This is a genomic window from Exiguobacterium sp. KKBO11, from assembly GCF_001644945.1.
Classification (GTDB): Bacteria; Bacillota; Bacilli; order Exiguobacteriales; family Exiguobacteriaceae; genus Exiguobacterium_A; species Exiguobacterium_A abrahamii.
In genome coordinates, this window is the sequence record NZ_LUCU01000011.1 from 381,986 (window position 1) to 399,776 (window position 17,791).

Below are 17,791 nucleotides of genomic sequence, written 5' to 3' on the forward strand. Positions count from 1 at the left end.
TCATTCGTGCCTCTTTTTTGTGGTATAATCGCCTGAAATGACATTTGATTGTAATGTGCGTTCAATTTCGTCCCTGTTATAATGGTGGTCGGTAGGTTTTTGGACCTATCCATTCAGCATCAGTAAATAAGTAAGGATGTGAAGTACGTGATCAAGATGCAACGAATCAGTAAGATTTATCCGAACGGCGTCACGGCACTCCGTGAGGTCGATTTGACGATCAATCAAGGCGAATTCGTCTATATCGTCGGTCCGTCGGGTGCGGGTAAATCAACATTCATGAAAATGATGTACCGCGAAGAGAAACCAACGAGCGGTTCATTTTTATTTAAAGGAATCGAAGTCGGTAAGCTGAAGAACCGTCAAATCCCCGAACTTCGTCGCCAAATCGGCGTCATCTTCCAAGATTTCAAACTACTCCCGTCATTGACGGTTTATGAAAATGTCGCCTTCGCGCTAGAAGTCGTAGGAGAAGACAAATCACAAATCCGGAAGAAAGTTCTCGAGGTCCTCGATCTCGTGAAGCTCAAGCATAAAGAGCGCAACTATCCGGATGAATTATCTGGGGGCGAACAACAACGGATCTCGATCGCGAGAGCCATCGTCAATCGTCCGTCACTCGTCATCGCCGATGAGCCGACTGGGAACCTGGACCCGGATACAGCATGGGAGATCATGGAAGTATTCGAAGAAATTTATCGCCGTGGGACAACGGTCGTAATGGCGACACACAACCGAGACATCGTTAACAAGATGCGTCATCGTGTCTTAGCGATCGACGGAGGAAAAATCGTCCGAGACGAAGAGAAAGGAATGTACGGCTATGAAGTTTAATGGATTCCGTCATTTACGGGAAGGGGCAAAAGGTCTCGTCCGGAACGGCTGGATGACATTCGCTTCTGTCAGTGCTGTTACCGTCACGTTACTTCTCGTAGGAATATTCGCAATGCTCATGTTCAACGTCAACAAGATTTCCGATAACGTCGAAAAAGACGTTGAAATCCAAGTGTTCGTCGAACGAGAAGCAGACCAGTCGAAGATTGATGCAGTGGGTGACTCCCTCAAGCAGATGCCGGGTGTCAACTCTGTTCGTTATAGTTCGAAAGAAGAAGAACTGGACCGCTTCAAGGAGCAACTTGGCGAAGGATCACAAGCCTATCAGTCGGTTGAAAAGGATAACCCACTTCACGACCGATATATCGTCAAAGCTACCTCACCAAAAGAGACAGAAACACTTGCAAATTCCATCAAAAAAATGGAAAATGTAGATAGTGTCGAATATGGTAAGGACTATGTTAAAAAGATGTTTAACTTCCTTGAAGGAGTTCGGATCGGTGGAATCATCCTGATCGTCGGCTTGACGTTCATGGCAATGTTCCTCATTTCGAACACGATTAAAGTCACGATCTTCTCCCGTCGCCGGGAAATCGAGATCATGCGCCTCGTCGGAGCGAAAAACGGATTCATCCGTGCACCGTTCTTCGTCGAAGGCTTATTGATGGGCATACTAGGTGCCATCATCCCGATCGTTGTCGTCTACTTCGGTTACGAAGTCTCATACAACGCGATCCAACCCCAACTGACAACTGTGAATGCGGGAATCTTCTCGCTGATTCCACCAGGTGAACTGTCGGCACAAGTCGTCTTGATCCTGCTCGGACTCGGTGCATTCATCGGTGTATGGGGATCTACGACATCACTCGGTCGTTTCTTGAAGATTTAAGTGATTCACTCAAAAATAAAATAGAGGAGAGATGCTTCTCATGAAAGTCCGATTCTATTCTGCCGTCCTGAGCTTAGCTTTGATTGGAACTAGTGTGTCCGTTGATGCCGCGTCGAAAGAAGATTTGCTGAAGGAACAACAGGAGGTCGAAAGTCGTCTAAAAGAGACGGAACGATCACAGAATCAGACATCAGAGAAGTTGATCTTGACGAAACAGGAGCGCAAGGAAGCCCGTGCGCAACTGGATGAAGTCAACAGCCGTTTGGATGATTTAGCGCTTAAAATAGCCGATCAACAAGCGGCTGTTGCTGCATCTAAGGAACAATTGCGTCTGACGGAAGAAGCGATTTCCGAGACGTTGAAGGAACTGCATCAGCAAGAAGATTTGCTCGGAAGCCGATTGCGTGCCGTCCAGCAAAAAGGAGACGTCAAATACATCGAGGTCCTGCTCGACGCAAAGGATTTTGGTGATTTGATTTCGCGTTTCAGTACGGTCAGTGAGATCATCAAGCAAGATGATAATGTCTTGCAAGCTTATAAGGCGAACGTCAAGCAACTGAACGAACAGCGCTCGGAACAAGCGTTATTACTGGAGAGCATGAAACAGGAACAACGGAAGTTACTCGTGCTTCAGACGCGGATCATCGCGGAGTCTGATTTGAAGCGAAAGCTCGTCGTCCAGTTGAACACAAAGGTTAAGGAACTGCAACAAGAGCAGTTTTCGAAAGCCGAAGAGGCGGAAATCCTCGCGGATCAGCGTCGTTTGATCCAAAACGAATTGATTGCCCTGCAAGAAGCGGAACGGAAAGCAAAAGAAGAGGCGAAACGGAAAGCCGAAGAAGCGGCACGGGCAGCAGAAGCCAAGCGTCAAGCGGAAGCCGCAGAAGCTGCTGAAGCTGCACGAGAGGCAGCGGCACAACAGGAACAGAAACAAGGAGATGCGCCGCCGAAAGCAGAGACGCCAAAAACAGAGACGTCGGTTCCTGAGACCGAGACGCCAAGTGCAGCACCGGATACGAGTGTTGATGTCGACGTGAGTCGCCCGTTCCACTTACCAGTCAAAGGCTATGTTTCGTCACCATTTGGTCCGCGGAATAATCCATTGACAGGGAAACCGGAGTTGCATACGGGCATCGATCTCGTCAATGCGAAAGGAACTCCGATTCATGCGGCAGCTGGTGGTATCGTCCTCCGTGCCGGTAGTGCGACCGGTTATGGAAATGTCGTTATGGTGACGCATTTGATTGACAGACAGGTCTATACGACCGTCTATGCGCATCTTGACTCAATCAGTGTGTCTGCGGGACAAACGGTCATGCCAGGTCAAACGGTCGGGACGCTTGGCTCAACCGGCTGGTCGACTGGACCGCATCTGCATTTCGAATTGCATAAGGGAGAGTGGGCGGTCGGACAACCGAATGCAGTGGACCCGGCACCGTACATCTTTTGACATCCCATAGAATACCGAAAAGATAGGGTAACCTATCTTTTTTTGCTATACTGAAAAAAATACTGCGTTTTTTAACGGAAGTGGGGAATCAAGCGTGAAAAAATCTACAACAGCAGTCATCGCGGTCAGTACCTTCGGGCTTGGTTTAGGGGCAGGCGCCGTCGGAATGTTAGCGGCTGGCGGAACGGATTCTGTCTCGACGTCATCGTCGTCTGCGAATGCGACGGGTGATTGGAAAAAAGTTGATCAGGTTCGTCAAATGATCGAACAGAATTATCTAGAGGACGTGACAGATAAAGAACTGCTGGACGGTGCGCTATCTGGCATGGCGGAAGTGCTCGACGACCCATACTCGGTCTACATGGACGAGTCGGAGACAGCATCGTTCAATACGAATCTATCGTCTTCCTTCGAAGGGATTGGTGCGACGCTTGAACAAAAAGGTGAATCGATCGTCATCGTCTCACCGATTAAGGGATCACCCGCTGAAAAAGCCGGGATCAAACCTGGTGACGTCATCTTAGAAATCGACGGTAAGTCGACGAAAGGGCAAAAGACGGATCAGGCGGTCAAGAAAATCCGTGGTGAAAAAGGAACGAACGTCGTCCTAACAATTCAACGTAGTGGACAAGATGCGATGGACATCACGATCAAACGGGATACGATTCCGATCGAAACGGTCTATACGTCGACGGAAGACGTCAACGGGAAGAAAATTGGTGTCTTGCAAGTGACGCAGTTCTCAGAACCGACGGCTAAAGAGTTCGAGAAGGGGCTCGCGAAACTAGAGAGTCAGAACATCGATGGACTCGTCATCGACGTCCGTGGGAATCCGGGTGGTCTTTTGACGGCTGTCTCAAGCATGATTGCACCGTTCATTCCGAAGGACGTTCCGATTTATCAAGTCGAGAACAATAAGGGAGAGCGGCAGCAGGAATTCGGGAAGGCAGACGAGAAGAAACCTTATAACATCGTCGTGCTCGAAGACGGCGGATCAGCGTCAGCATCCGAGATTTTGGCGGCTGGTCTGAAGGAAGGTGCCGGGGCTGAGGTCGTCGGTACGAAATCGTTCGGTAAAGGAATCGTCCAAAGTGCGTATGATCTGAAGGACGGTAGTGATTTGAAGTTGACGACGAACAAATGGCTGACGCCGGACGGCAACTGGATCCACAAAAAGGGCGTCAAGCCAACAATCGAAGTCAAGCAACCAGCATACTTCAACGTCACGAAGATCCTGACTGATCAGAAGTCACTTGCAGTCGGTGACTACGGTAAATCGGTCGAAAACGCTCACTTAGTCCTCGAAGCGATCGGTTACGAGCCAAAAGGACAGGATGGGTATTTCGGTGACACGATGAAGCAAGCTGTCGAAGCCTTACAAAAGGATGCGAAACTCGACGTCACTGGAAAAATCGATCAGCAGACAGCGGGTGAGATGGAGACACGTCTCCTGAAGAAACTCGAGGACGACAAAAATGACGTCCAGCGAAAAAAAGCACTCGAGGTCGCTGCTCAATAATAAGGAATGGAAAGAGGTCTGAATGCGCGTGGAATTACTCGATGAAATTGGTTGGACCGCGATTAGTCTCATCGCCAGTCCGACCTTGTGGTTAGCACTCCTTGTCAGTTGGGTCATCGGCATCCGGCGTGTCAAACGGGAACGCGGATTGTTCCGCTCCCGGACACATGGTAAACGAAGCGATGTCCTCGAAACACTTTTACCCGGGTTACTAATTGGTCTCGTCTTATCCGTCGCCAGTGGCTGGCTCGGATTGACGCTGACGCCGCAATACGCTCTGTTGTTACTCGGGCTCTCGAGCGTCTTGCTGTTGGTCGGGATCGTTCGCTTGAACGTACCGCTTTGGCCGATCGTCTTGCTTGGACTTGCCGGCTGGTTCCTAATGGATTCACGTCTTGATCCGGTTCGAGCGGTTGAGCCGAAAATGATTTTATTGCTTGCGACGTTAACGCTCGTCGCGGAATGTCTCCTCGTCTGGTGGCGCGGGCAGCGACGCCTGTCACCGTCACTCGTCGTCTCGAAGCGTGGTCGCTTCATCGGTGGGCTGTCAGCGAATAAACTTTGGCTATTGCCCTTGCTCGTCTTTGTTCCGGGTGACGTGCTTGAAGCCTGGTGGCCACGTTACAGCTTCCCAGAGCTCGTTCCGATCGTGCTTTGGTTACCGATCGGCTTCAGCTTCCTCTTTACGGGTAAGTTGCCGAAAGAATTGATGCGTCCACTCGTTCAAGGACGTTTGATTACGAGTCTCGTCGCGATTCTCTTGACGGTTCTTGCATACGTCACCGGACAAGCTGAATGGCTGTACGGGATCGTCTTGTTGCTCGTTCTGCATATCCTATTGCATCAGCGGGTCAAACGCTTGAACCGGGCACAGACACCATTGTTCCTCAATGGAACGCGTGGTGCCGTCATTCTCGGAACGCTACCTGATAAACCAGCTGCCGAGATGGGCTTGATTCCGGGCGAAGCGATTTATAAAGTCAATGGTGAGAAGGTCGATTCGGAAACATCGTTCTACGAAGCCATCCAAAAACACAAACCGTATCTACGTCTTGAAGTCATGAACCATAACGGCGACATCCGGTTTGCGCAACGTGCCTTCTACGAACAAGATCATCATGAACTTGGTATTCTGTTCGTCAACGAGCCGGTCCATGGTCGCACTAAAGTGCGGTCCTTGCATTAACGAGTACATCCCTGTCACGGAACAGCCGTGACGGGGATTTTTTTGTCGGCAGAAAAATCGAGGATCAACACTCGAAGCAAAAAGAAACTTTTGCATTTTCGAAAAAAAGGGTAACTTCCTAAAAGGAGCACTTCATAATCGAATGTTTGTTCGTAAAGTGGTACAATAAAAATAGATTTTTTACGTGATGAGGGGGAAGCAAACGATGGATTTTGAACTCGTTTCACCATTTGAGCCAGGCGGTGATCAGCCGACGGCAATCGAAAAATTGGTGACTGGGCTAAAACAAGGCGAACGACATCAGACGTTGCTTGGGGCGACCGGTACCGGGAAGACGTTCACGGTCTCGAACGTCATCAAGGAAATCAAGAAACCGACGCTCGTCCTTGCCCACAACAAAACACTAGCGGGACAACTCTACTCGGAGTTCAAGGAATTCTTTCCGAACAATGCGGTCGAATACTTCGTTAGTTTTTATGATTATTATCAACCGGAGGCGTATGTCCCATCGACGGATACGTTCATTGAGAAGGACTCTTCGATCAACGATGAGATTGATAAACTACGTCACTCGGCGACGTCCGCCCTGTTCGAACGGGAGGACGTCTTGATCGTTGCGTCTGTCTCCTGTATCTATGGTCTCGGTAACCCGGAAGAGTACAACAACCACGTCTTGTCCCTGCGTGTCGGCAATGAGATGGGGCGAAACGAGATGCTCCGTCGTCTGATCGACATTCAGTATGAGCGTAACGACATCGACTTCCAGCGCGGACGGTTCCGCGTCCGCGGAGACGTCGTCGAAATATTCCCGGCGTCACGCGACGAACAGTGTGTCCGTGTCGAGTTCTTCGGTGACGAGATCGAACGGATCCGTGACATGGATCCGCTGACAGGTGAGATCGTTGCGGACCGCGAGCACATCTCGATCTTCCCGGCGTCCCACTTCGTGACGGGGGATACCCGTCTGCAGAAAGCGATTGCGAACATCGAGAAGGAACTAGAGGTCCAGCTTGCGAAGTTACGTGAAGACAATCAGTTGCTTGAAGCGCAACGGCTCGAACAACGGACGAACTATGATCTTGAGATGATGCGTGAAATGGGCTATTGCTCCGGAATCGAGAATTACTCGCGTCACTTGAACTTGATGCCGGAAGGGGCAACACCGTATACGTTGCTTGACTACTTCCCGAAGGACTTCTTACTCGTTGCCGATGAGTCGCACGTCACGCTGCCGCAAATTCGCGGGATGTACAACGGAGACCAGGCGCGGAAACAAGTCCTCGTCGACCACGGTTTCCGTCTCCCGTCGGCAAAAGACAACCGTCCGTTACGGTTCGAGGAGTTTGAGGAAAAAGTCAGTCAGGCGATCTATATCTCGGCGACACCAGGACCGTATGAACTCGAACATTCAAAAGAGATGGTCGAGCAAATCATCCGTCCGACCGGTCTCGTTGATCCGACGATCGAGATCCATCCGATCACGGGACAAATCGATTACTTGATGGATAACATCCGTGACCGGGTCGCGAAGAACGAACGTGTTCTCGTGACGACACTGACGAAGAAGATGGCAGAAGACTTGACCGATTACTTGAAAGAGAATGGCGTCAAGGTCAACTACATGCACTCGGAGATCAAGACGCTGGAACGGATTGAAATCATCCGTGACTTGCGGCTCGGGAAATACGATGTCCTTGTCGGGATCAACTTGTTACGAGAAGGACTCGATATTCCGGAAGTCTCACTCGTGACGATTCTTGATGCCGATAAGGAAGGGTTCCTCCGGTCGGACCGTTCGCTGATTCAAACGATTGGTCGGGCGGCTCGGAACTCGGAAGGACACGTCATCTTGTTTGCTGATAAAGTCACCGATTCGATGCAACGCGCGATCGATGAGACGGAACGCCGTCGCGCAATCCAGATGGCGTTCAACGAAGAACATGGCATCACCCCGCAGACGATTAAAAAGGATGTCCGTGGTGTCATCAGTACGACGATCGAGAGCGACGACACCGTCGAAAAACTCGAGAAGTTCAACAAACTCAAAAAACCGGAGCGCGAAACGTTGCTTGAGCAGCTCGACCAAGAGATGCGTCAAGCGGCGAAAGACATGCAGTTCGAACGAGCTGCTGAGCTCCGCGACCTCATATTAGAATTGAAAGCAGGTGCCTAAGTTGGGAGAAAAGAAGAATCAGATTATCATCAAAGGCGCTCGCGTCAATAATCTACAAAACATCGATGTCGAAATCCCCCGCGATCAGCTCGTCGTCTTGACGGGCTTGTCCGGGTCAGGGAAATCATCGCTTGCCTTCGATACGATTTACGCGGAAGGACAACGGCGTTATGTCGAAAGTTTATCTGCCTATGCCCGTCAGTTCCTCGGACAGATGGATAAACCGGATGTCGACACGATCGAAGGACTGAGTCCAGCAATTTCAATCGACCAGAAGACGACGAGTAAAAACCCACGTTCAACAGTTGGAACGGTCACAGAGATCTATGATTATTTGCGTCTATTGTACGCACGGATCGGTAAACCGATTTGTCCGAATCACGGAATCGAGATTTCGAGCCAGACGATCAGTCAGATGGTCGACCAAGTGATGGAGTTGCCGGAGCGGACTCGTCTGCAAATTCTCGCGCCAATCGTTTCCGGACGAAAAGGAACGCACGTCAAGGTGCTCGACGATTTGAAGAAGGAAGGCTTCGTCCGCGTCCGTGTCAACGGAGAGACGATGGATCTCGCCGAAGAGATCACGCTTGAGAAAAACAAGAAACACTCGATCGAAGTCGTCGTCGACCGTGTCGTCGTGCGACCAGATGTCGAAGCCCGTCTTGCGGACTCACTCGAGACTGCACTTCGCCTCGCGGATGGTCGGGTCATCGTCGATACGATGGACGGCAACGAATTGTTGTTCAGTGAACATCATGCTTGTCCGATCTGTGGCTTCTCAATCGGCGAACTCGAACCACGGATGTTCTCGTTCAACTCACCGTTTGGTGCTTGTACGTCATGTGATGGTCTCGGAACGAAGCTTGAGGTCGATGTTGATCTCGTCGTGCCGCATCCCGATAAGTCATTGAACGAAGGGGCAATCGTGGCGTGGGAACCGACGAGCTCGCAGTATTATCCACAATTACTCAAAGCGGTCTGTGACCACTTCAAGATCGATATGGATACACCGTTCGAACAATTGTCAGAAGAACATCGCGAAACGATCTTGAACGGAAACACGAAGGAAGAGATTCACTTCCGTTATGAGAATGACTTTGGGATGGTCCGAAATACGAACCTCTACTTCGAAGGGGTCCTCAATAACTTACAACGTCGTTTCAAGGAGACGTCGTCTGATTATATCCGGGAACAGATGGAAGGCTACATGGCGAAGAAGGCGTGTCCGACGTGTAAAGGACATCGCTTGAAACGGGAATCGCTCGCCGTCAAAGTATCCGATCACCATATCGGTGAAGTGACGAAGATGTCTGTTAAACAAGCGGTCATGTTCTTCGACGAACTACCGGAGAAATTAAGTGAGAAGGATCAGACGATTTCGCGGATGATCGTCCGTGAGATTCATGAACGGGCGTCGTTCCTTGAGAACGTCGGTCTCGATTACCTGACAATCTCACGCGCAGCGGGGACATTGTCCGGTGGGGAAGCGCAACGGATTCGTCTTGCGACACAAATCGGTTCGCGTCTGACGGGCGTCCTCTACGTTCTCGATGAACCATCGATCGGTTTACACCAACGTGATAATGATCGTCTGATCAATACGCTGAAGGCGATGCGTGATCTCGGCAACACGCTGATCGTCGTCGAACACGATGAAGACACGATGATGGCAGCCGACTACTTGATCGATATCGGACCTGGTGCCGGCGATCACGGTGGATTCGTCACGGCAGCCGGGAAACCGGAAGAGTTGATGCAGGATGCGAACTCGTTGACTGGTCAATACTTGTCCGGGAAGAAGTTCATTCCTGTTCCGTCGACACGCAAAGAGCCAGACGGTCGGATGCTCCATATCTACAAAGCATCGGAAAACAACTTGAAGAACGTCGATGTCGACATTCCGCTGGGTCTGTTCGTCGCCGTCACCGGTGTCTCGGGCTCCGGGAAATCGACGTTGATCAATGAAATTCTCTATAAGACGATTGCGCACGAGATGAACCGGGCGAAGGAAAAACCGGGTGCTCATAAAGGGATCACGGGTCTGGATCAAATCGATAAGGTCATCGACATCGACCAGTCACCGATTGGTCGGACACCGCGCTCGAACCCAGCAACGTATACGGGTGTCTTCGATGACATTCGTGACGTCTTTGCTTCGACGAACGAAGCGAAACTCCGTGGTTACAAAAAAGGACGTTTCAGTTTCAACATCAAGGGTGGACGCTGTGAAGCGTGTCGTGGCGACGGGATCATCAAGATTGAGATGCACTTCTTACCGGACGTTTATGTTCCGTGTGAAGTCTGTCACGGGAAACGCTACAACCGCGAAACACTCGAAGTGAAATATAAAGGCAGAACGATTGCTGACGTGCTTGAGATGACGGTTGAAGATGCACTCGCCTTCTTCGAGAACATTCCGAAGATCACGCGGAAACTGCAGACGATCGCTGACGTTGGACTCACGTACATGCGTCTCGGTCAACCAGCGACGGAGCTGTCCGGCGGGGAAGCGCAACGTGTTAAATTGGCGTCCGAGTTGCATAAGCGCTCGACTGGGAAGACGATCTATATTCTCGATGAGCCGACGACAGGACTGCACGTCCATGATATCGCTCGTCTGTTGAAAGTCTTGCAACGTCTCGTCGACAATGGTGATACGGTACTCGTCATCGAACACAATTTAGACGTCATCAAGACGGCAGACTACTTGATTGATCTTGGACCAGAAGGGGGCGACGGTGGCGGAACGATCGTTGCTGCCGGGACACCGGAACACATCGCTGAAGTCGAAGCATCTTACACGGGACGATACCTCGCACCTGTCCTTGAACGCGATGCGGCACGAATTGAATCGTGAAACTTTTGTGGATGAGGATTCGTAGGAAGGAACTAAGGGAACTTAAACGAAAGTATCATGTAACACACGTTTGAGGTTCAAGAATAGGAGGGAACGGTTCATGAAGCAAGATATGCGTCAATTGATATTGGAGCAAGTCAAAGAAGGAAAGTTAACGATTGATGAGGCACTCGATAAACTCGAGCGACTCGAATCAATCGACGAACGTGCAACTTCTGCCAGTGAACATAAGTACGTCGATGAACCAGAACAATATGATCGGGTCGACCAGTATTCCGTCGATTCACTGACGACGAAAGTCATGTCAGCGTTCGATAATCTCGTCAGCCGGATCAAGGACAGTGATCTTTCGCTTAATCAGGCGTCCGGTCCGAACGTCACCTACGTCAAACAATTCCCGTTCAGCGGTGAGACGGTTCACGTCGATCTGTTCAATGCGAACTTGGTCGTCGAACCGAGTGATCTTGAAGAATGCGAATTGACGGTGACAGGACGTCCGCTCCGTCGCCAACAGGTGACGGAAGAACAGGCGCTTGAGCAACTTCAAGCCGCTGTGCAACACGCGGTATCGGCGAACACACTCTCGATCCGTTTGAAGGATAAGAGTGTCCGTGCGACAGTCCATCTGAAAGTACCACGCCGTCATTACGAATCATTCGTCTTACAGACGCTGAACGGAGAAATTTCGTTGACGTCACTCGATACGACATCCGCTCAACTGATGACAGCAAACGGTCGAGTCAACGTCCGTGACCTGTTCAGTGAGGATGTCAAAGTATCGACAGCGAACGGTTCTATTGAAATCGAAGAGTCGGAGCTGAAAGTCTTGAAGGCGAAGACAGCCAACGGACAAATCATCACGACAGGTGTCTTCGAACGTTCAGAACTGAAAACAGCGAACGGAAACGTCCGCTGTGAGCTGAAGACCGTGCAAAACGCGAAGGTCAAAGCGTCGTCGCTTGCCGGAAGCATCGCTTTGATGTTGCCGCACGGCGCTGAAGTCTACGGGGAGCTTGAGACAAACTTCGGTGGTCTCAACTGCAATCTTGATGACATGGAATTAATCCGGGATCAAAAAGAGATCGTTAACCGGAAATTACATTTCGTATCAGGTCGCGGTCGCTCACCAAAAATCGAGGTTGAAGCGGATACGAAGACAGGTACGATTTCGGTCACGCACGGTGTTCACCTCAGCCCACAAGCGTTATAAGCATACGAGCGCAACTTCTTGAAAAAGAGGTTGCGCTTTTCTTATGACGTCGCATCCGCTTTGCGTGCTTTCCTCAGGCGAGACACAAGCCGCGGCTACGTCGTTCTAGGAACGAGTAGCCGGGTCTCGTTTGTCTCTGACAGCGCGGATGTCCGCGCTTTTTCCTGTAGGAGTCACGCGAGCGGGGCTTCGTCAGCTACATAAAAAAACCACCCATCCTCACTGAAAAGGATGGGTGTAACTTACATTAATAATCGTAATCCTGATCCATCATCGGCTCGTCGAAGTTCATGTTCTCGATATTATTCATGTCGTAACCGAACGAGAGTAAGGTAATGACACCGATGATTGCAAGAACGATCGAAACGAGAATCAGACCGATTCCGAGCCAACTCTTTCCACGTGCGCGATTCCAATAGAAAATGATCGCGAGGACGTAGGAAATGAATGAACCACTGATGAAGATTCCGATGATCGAGATGATGAAGAATAAGAGGGCAGTTTGATCTTGATTACGCGAATACGCTTTCCACATATCAATCAGTGAGATGATGAGATAGACGAAACCAGCAATCGCTAGAACCGCAAATAAGATAATGACTAAAATCAATCCGATACCACCGCCTGACATCACGGCAAAACCTCCTTCAAAATATTAACTCTTTATTCCATTCCCAAGAAATCATGCTTCTAATCCAATTCCATGAATCGAATAAAAATATGGTACAATACTTCAAGTGAAAGGGGCTGACGAAGCGTGCAACCAAAAGTGCGAACAGCTGAAATCGTAAAACAATTCAATCTCCACATCGTCACGGGAGAAGAGGGCTTACATCGCCCGATTCTGACGGCTGATTTGTGCCGACCTGGCCTTGTGCTTGCCGGTTATTATGCCTATTACCCGGCAGAACGTCTTCAAATTCTCGGAAAAACAGAATTGACGTTCTTCAATAATTTAACGTACGAGGAACAACGCGAACGAGCGAATGTCCTCTGTACGGATGAAACACCTGGTATCTTGATCACACGTGGATTTGAAGTACCGGAAGCGATCATCCAAGCCGCAGACGAGACGAACGTGCCACTGTTGACGACAAAAGGGCATACGACATCGGTCGAGTCACAAATCACGAACTTCCTCGAAGCGGAACTCGCACCAACGACAGCGATGCATGGTGTCCTCGTCGATATCTATGGTGTCGGTGTCTTCATCAAAGGGGCAAGTGGTGTCGGTAAATCGGAAACGGCACTCGAACTCGTTAAGCGTGGTCACCGCTTAGTGGCAGATGACTCAGTTGAGATTCGTCAAACTGGTGACGGGATTCTCGTTGGGACAGCACCGAAGTTGATTCAACATCTGCTTGAGATTCGTGGAATCGGGATCATTGACGTGATGACGTTGTTTGGTGCAGGTGCGGTTCGCTCGCATAAGAAGATCAGCCTCGTCTGTAACCTCGAGATTTGGGATCAATCGAAAGTCTATGACCGCGTCGGTCTGGACCAAGAGACACTCCAAATCATCGATACGGAAATTCCGTTCCTGACGATTCCGGTTCGTCCCGGACGAAACCTTGCTGTCATCATCGAAGTCGCAGCGATGAACTATCGTCTGAAGAACATGGGCATCAACACAGCAGAAGAATTCGCGGGACGTCTCGCGCAAGCAATTGAAGATGGGAATGGTGGTCTTTGATGGGAACTTTAGCCTCTGTACAACCAACGTTTGACCGCGTGGCGATTGAACTCGGTCCTGTACCGATTTACTGGTACGGGATCGTCATCGCACTCGGTGCGGTCGTCGGTCTCCTGATTGCGATCTTCGAGTCGAAGCGGATCGGCTTCAACGAAGAGTACGCGGTCGATGTCGTCATCTGGTCGATTCCGATCAGTATCATCTGTGCCCGGATTTACTACGTCGCGTTCGAGTGGAACTACTATAGTCAACATCTTGACCAAATCATCAACATCCGCCAAGGTGGAATTGCGATCCACGGTGCAATCATCGGGGCGATTTTGACGGTCATCATCTATACGCGTAAGAAAAAGATCTCGTTCTGGCAAATCGCTGATATCTTGGCACCATCGCTCTTGTTCGGACAAGCTGTCGGACGCTGGGGTAACTTCTTCAACCAAGAAGCACACGGTGGCGAGACGACATGGTCGTACTTACAAGATACGCTGCTCTTACCGAACTGGATCGTCAATCAGATGTACATTGATGGAACATACTATTTACCGACGTTCCTCTATGAAAGCATCTGGAACATCATCGGTGTCATTCTGTTAATCGTCTGGCGGATGAAGTTCAATCCACGTCGTGGGTATATCTTCCTCGGTTATCTCGTGTGGTATTCAATCGGACGCTACTATATCGAAGGTCTCCGGACGGACAGTCTGTTGATGGGAGATGGACTCCGGACGGCGCAAATCGTCTCAATCTGTTTGATCATCTTCGGTGTGATCATGATGGTCGTTCGCCGCAACGCCGTTCGTTACTTGGACGGTTCGAAAAAGGAGGCGAAGTAATCGATGATTCGCACGCTACTGTTTGATTTAGATGGAACGTTGATCGACACGAATCCATTGATCTTAAAAAGCTTCGAGCATACGCTCAGTTACTATTATCCGGACCGGACGTTCACGGAAGCGGAACTGCTTCCGTTCATCGGTCCGACGCTAGAAAAATCATTTTCAGCGATGAATGCGGAACAGTGGAAAGAGATGGTCGCTTTTTACCGTAGCTACAACATCGCGATGCATGACGCGCTTGTGCTCGAGTATCCAGGTGTGCTTGACGGATTACGTCGTCTGCATGAAGCAGGCTACAAGATGGCGGTCGTGACGTCGAAGAGTCGTCGTGTCGCCCTCCGCGGTATCGAGTTGTTCGGATTGACGTCACTCTTTGACGCGGTCATCGCAGCCGACGACGTAACGGAAGAAAAACCAGCCGTCGAGCCGTTCGAAAAAGCGATGCAGTTGCTTGGATCAACAGCAGACCAAACGATCATGGTCGGTGACAACGATACGGACATTCTCGGTGGTAAGAACGCGGGACTGAAGACAGTCGCGGTCGGTTGGGCGATCAAAGGACGTGCGTACTTAGAGGCACTCGAGCCGGATGTCATCATTGATTCGATGGATCATCTTGCTGCTTGGCTGGAGGAACAAAATGGCACGGCGAACTGATCGGTTTCAGGTCGGAACGACGAATCCACTCTGGCACATGTACCGGACGGTGTCGTTCTTTAAAGTGATGTGGTGCTTTACGATCATCACGATCGGGCGGTTCGCTCCGTCGCTTCGTTTCAAGAACGCGCTCTACCGGACATGTCTTCGAATGAAGATCGGGGAGAAGACGGCGCTTGCCTTGATGGTGATGCCAGACACGATGTTCCCGGAGCGTATCACGATTGGTGACAATACGATCATCGGCTTCAATACGACGATTCTCTGTCATGAATATTTGACGACGGAGTATCGTTTAGGTGACGTCGTCATCGGAAGCAATGTTTTGATCGGTGCGAACGTGACGATCCTACCGGGCGTAACGATCGGAGATGGTGCCGTCGTTGGTGCCGGATCAGTCGTTCACCGAGACATTGCACCGAACGAACGGGTCTCGAGTCAGCCGCTTCGCCAGCACGAAATGTGACAAAACTGTGAGAAGGAAGAAGGAAAAAAGATGACGCACATCCGCTTTACGTATAAGACAGGAAAGTATTTCGGAAGATTATTCGCCGAACGTCCACAAGGTCTCGTCGTTGAGGTGTTGGCTGTTGAGAAGCATCCCGTTCAAGGAGATCTTCACCAGCCGAACCAAGTCGATGTTCCGCTCTTCCATATCCGGACCGCCTTGCATAAGCACGAAAAGATCACGGTTTCGCCCGCAGTCGTTTATGCGTATGACGGAGAGATTCCCGATTATGCGACGAGCTTACGGCAGGCATATGACAAGGACGTGGCACGTCTGGAAGGACTGAATCCGGAGACGGATGCTTTTGTACGAAAATGCTTAGAGAATTACAAAGAACTGGAATCGATTTATGCGAAACGCTGGGGATGAACTCCGGCGTTTTTTTCTGTTGCATGCCTCCTAGAGATAGGGTATTCTTGTGTCTGCAACTACGAAACCAGTTTACTATTTATGGGGGCTTGAATCATGATGGAATTAACCAAATACAAAGCAGACCCCTTTGCGATAACAGCGCGCCAAGCGGAACTTTTTTATTTCCGCGGACGGAAGGCGCACCGGGAAGGGCGACTGGACGAAGCCGTCTATCATTTAGATGAGGCGACGACACTTCAGCCAGCGGACATCCGTTATTTGCTCCGTTATGCCCGTGTCTTATTCGAGACAGGAGAAATCAATCATGCGAATGATGTCTTGAAACAAGTACGCGCACTCGACGCATCAAATACGGAAGCACTCTTTTATTTAGCGAATAACTACGCACACGTCTCACTTTACGAAGAAGCGCGACAACATGCGATGGAATATTTAGAGCAAGCACCAAACGGCAAACACGCGGAGGCATCGGCCGCACTCGTGGAACTGATTGATCTCGAACAAGAGATGGAAGACGACGAAGAGGACGAATTGATTCGTCTGCACGGTCAGGCACAACGCCAGATCGATAAAGGAATGCTGTTCGCGGCACAGGAGACGCTGACTGGACTGATTGCCCAGTACCCGACGTTCTGGCCTGCCTACAACAACCTTGCAATTGTCGAGTTCTATTTAGGAGAGAACGATCAGGCATTCGCTTCCCTTGAACGGGTCCTTGAAGGGAATCCGGGGAATTTGCATGCCCTCTGTAACACGCTCGTCTTGCTACACGAGATGGGACAGGACGAAGAGGCGCACCGTCTCTCTCGTCAGCTCGAACACGTCCGTTCCGTGCACCTTGAGACACGTTATAAGGTCGCGTCGACATTAGCGATCATCGGACGATACGATATCGCCTATGAAGAGTTGAAGTTGCTTGAGCGTCGCGGTTACCGGGGAGACCCACTCTTTGGTCACTGGTTATCAATCTCTGCCTATAAGACGGGACACGTCGAAGAAGCAGCCGCTTTCTTGAAGTCGGACGAAGCACAAGCGTTAAAGGAAGAGACGGATACGTATGACATCCGGCACAACCTTCAGTTTCGCTCGGCACTCATCCAAGCGCTAAAGACAGAAGATGATGTCTCGCGGATCTTTACGGCACTTCTCCTTGGTAAACTGAACGATGCTGAAGCACGGCTTGCATTGTCGATGATGCCAGAAGTGACAGATCAGGAAGACGTCCTCTTATTGACGGAACAGATTGTCATCGAGATGGAAGGACGGACTGATGTCGTGGATGAACGCATTCACCGGGCATTGCAGACGATCCGTCTTGCGGAACGATTCGTTTCAGACGAAGAACGGATGAGTCTCGAAGGGGATTTTTATGAACGCTTCGCACAGCTTGTCTTAAGCGGAGAATCGTTCGATTCGATTGAAGCATCCGCTGCATCACTGCTTTATCTGTTCCATGATTTACGGGACGGGATGTTGATCGAGGAATGTGCATCACTCGTCGATTGTTCGTTTGATCACGTCGCATCGATGATCCGGACACATGAACGGATGCTGGCACCGTTACAAGCAAAGTGTTAGACGTTTAGGGGATTCTCACCTATACTCAA

Annotated in this window: 15 protein-coding genes; 14 read left to right on the forward strand and 1 reads right to left on the reverse strand. The window is 50.2% G+C overall.

All coding sequences use genetic code 11. The features are described 5' to 3' along the window. Window positions 1-147: 147 nt before the first annotated feature. From ftsE to AYO36_RS02145, 8 genes are all read left to right on the forward strand, one after another. Window positions 148-834, forward strand: coding sequence for a cell division ATP-binding protein FtsE (gene ftsE, locus AYO36_RS02110; RefSeq protein WP_029342495.1), 687 nt, complete (start codon window positions 148-150; stop codon window positions 832-834). Further along, window positions 824-1,723 (forward strand): permease-like cell division protein FtsX, encoded by a 900-nt coding sequence (ftsX, locus tag AYO36_RS02115; RefSeq protein ID WP_064299412.1) that lies wholly within the window; start codon window positions 824-826, stop codon window positions 1,721-1,723. Before ftsE ends, ftsX begins: the two co-directional genes overlap by 11 nt. Before the next feature lie 40 nt (window positions 1,724-1,763). Next, window positions 1,764-3,173: a M23 family metallopeptidase gene (locus tag AYO36_RS02120; protein ID WP_064299413.1), complete on the forward strand. Its 1,410-nt coding sequence runs from the start codon at window positions 1,764-1,766 to the stop codon at window positions 3,171-3,173. Between the two features lie 94 nt (window positions 3,174-3,267). Then, entirely contained in the window at window positions 3,268-4,692 is a 1,425-nt protein-coding gene (locus AYO36_RS02125; RefSeq protein WP_064299414.1) for a S41 family peptidase, read from the forward strand. Between the two features lie 22 nt (window positions 4,693-4,714). After that, window positions 4,715-5,878 (forward strand): PDZ domain-containing protein, encoded by a 1,164-nt coding sequence (locus tag AYO36_RS02130; protein ID WP_064299415.1) that lies wholly within the window; start codon window positions 4,715-4,717, stop codon window positions 5,876-5,878. A gap of 205 nt (window positions 5,879-6,083) precedes the next feature. Continuing rightward, entirely contained in the window at window positions 6,084-8,051 is a 1,968-nt protein-coding gene (uvrB, locus tag AYO36_RS02135; protein ID WP_023469235.1) for an excinuclease ABC subunit UvrB, read from the forward strand. 1 nt (window position 8,052) lies between these two features. Then, window positions 8,053-10,908, forward strand: a complete 2,856-nt coding sequence (gene uvrA, locus AYO36_RS02140; RefSeq protein WP_064299416.1) for an excinuclease ABC subunit UvrA — start codon at window positions 8,053-8,055, stop codon at window positions 10,906-10,908. A 100-nt stretch (window positions 10,909-11,008) separates the two neighbouring features. Next, on the forward strand, window positions 11,009-12,118 hold the full coding sequence (locus AYO36_RS02145; protein WP_064299417.1) for a DUF4097 family beta strand repeat-containing protein: 1,110 nt from the start codon (window positions 11,009-11,011) through the stop codon (window positions 12,116-12,118). Window positions 12,119-12,365: 247 nt separating this feature from the next. On the opposite strand, the gene AYO36_RS02150 is transcribed toward AYO36_RS02145, so the two are convergent. Beyond that, window positions 12,366-12,749 (reverse strand): hypothetical protein, encoded by a 384-nt coding sequence (locus AYO36_RS02150; protein ID WP_064299418.1) that lies wholly within the window; start codon window positions 12,747-12,749, stop codon window positions 12,366-12,368. Between the two features lie 126 nt (window positions 12,750-12,875). Here AYO36_RS02150 and hprK point away from each other — a divergent pair, with 126 nt between their 5' ends. The 6 genes from hprK to AYO36_RS02180 all read left to right on the forward strand — a co-directional run bounded on the left by hprK (window position 12,876) and on the right by AYO36_RS02180 (window position 17,762). Continuing rightward, window positions 12,876-13,811 (forward strand): HPr(Ser) kinase/phosphatase, encoded by a 936-nt coding sequence (hprK, locus tag AYO36_RS02155; RefSeq protein ID WP_035396292.1) that lies wholly within the window; start codon window positions 12,876-12,878, stop codon window positions 13,809-13,811. Next, window positions 13,811-14,644, forward strand: coding sequence for a prolipoprotein diacylglyceryl transferase (gene lgt / locus AYO36_RS02160; RefSeq protein ID WP_064299419.1), 834 nt, complete (start codon window positions 13,811-13,813; stop codon window positions 14,642-14,644). The genes hprK and lgt overlap by 1 nt, the downstream gene beginning before the upstream one ends. 3 nt (window positions 14,645-14,647) lie before the next feature. Next, on the forward strand, window positions 14,648-15,304 hold the full coding sequence (ppaX, locus tag AYO36_RS02165) for a pyrophosphatase PpaX (protein WP_064299420.1): 657 nt from the start codon (window positions 14,648-14,650) through the stop codon (window positions 15,302-15,304). Beyond that, on the forward strand, window positions 15,288-15,770 hold the full coding sequence (locus AYO36_RS02170) for an acyltransferase (protein WP_064299421.1): 483 nt from the start codon (window positions 15,288-15,290) through the stop codon (window positions 15,768-15,770). The genes ppaX and AYO36_RS02170 overlap by 17 nt, the downstream gene beginning before the upstream one ends. Window positions 15,771-15,800: 30 nt before the next feature. Further along, window positions 15,801-16,181 (forward strand): sporulation phosphorelay system protein KapB, encoded by a 381-nt coding sequence (gene kapB / locus AYO36_RS02175; RefSeq protein ID WP_023469227.1) that lies wholly within the window; start codon window positions 15,801-15,803, stop codon window positions 16,179-16,181. Between the two features lie 96 nt (window positions 16,182-16,277). Next, complete coding sequence (locus tag AYO36_RS02180) at window positions 16,278-17,762, forward strand: tetratricopeptide repeat protein (protein WP_035396300.1); 1,485 nt, start codon at window positions 16,278-16,280, stop codon at window positions 17,760-17,762. Window positions 17,763-17,791 lie beyond the last annotated feature (29 nt).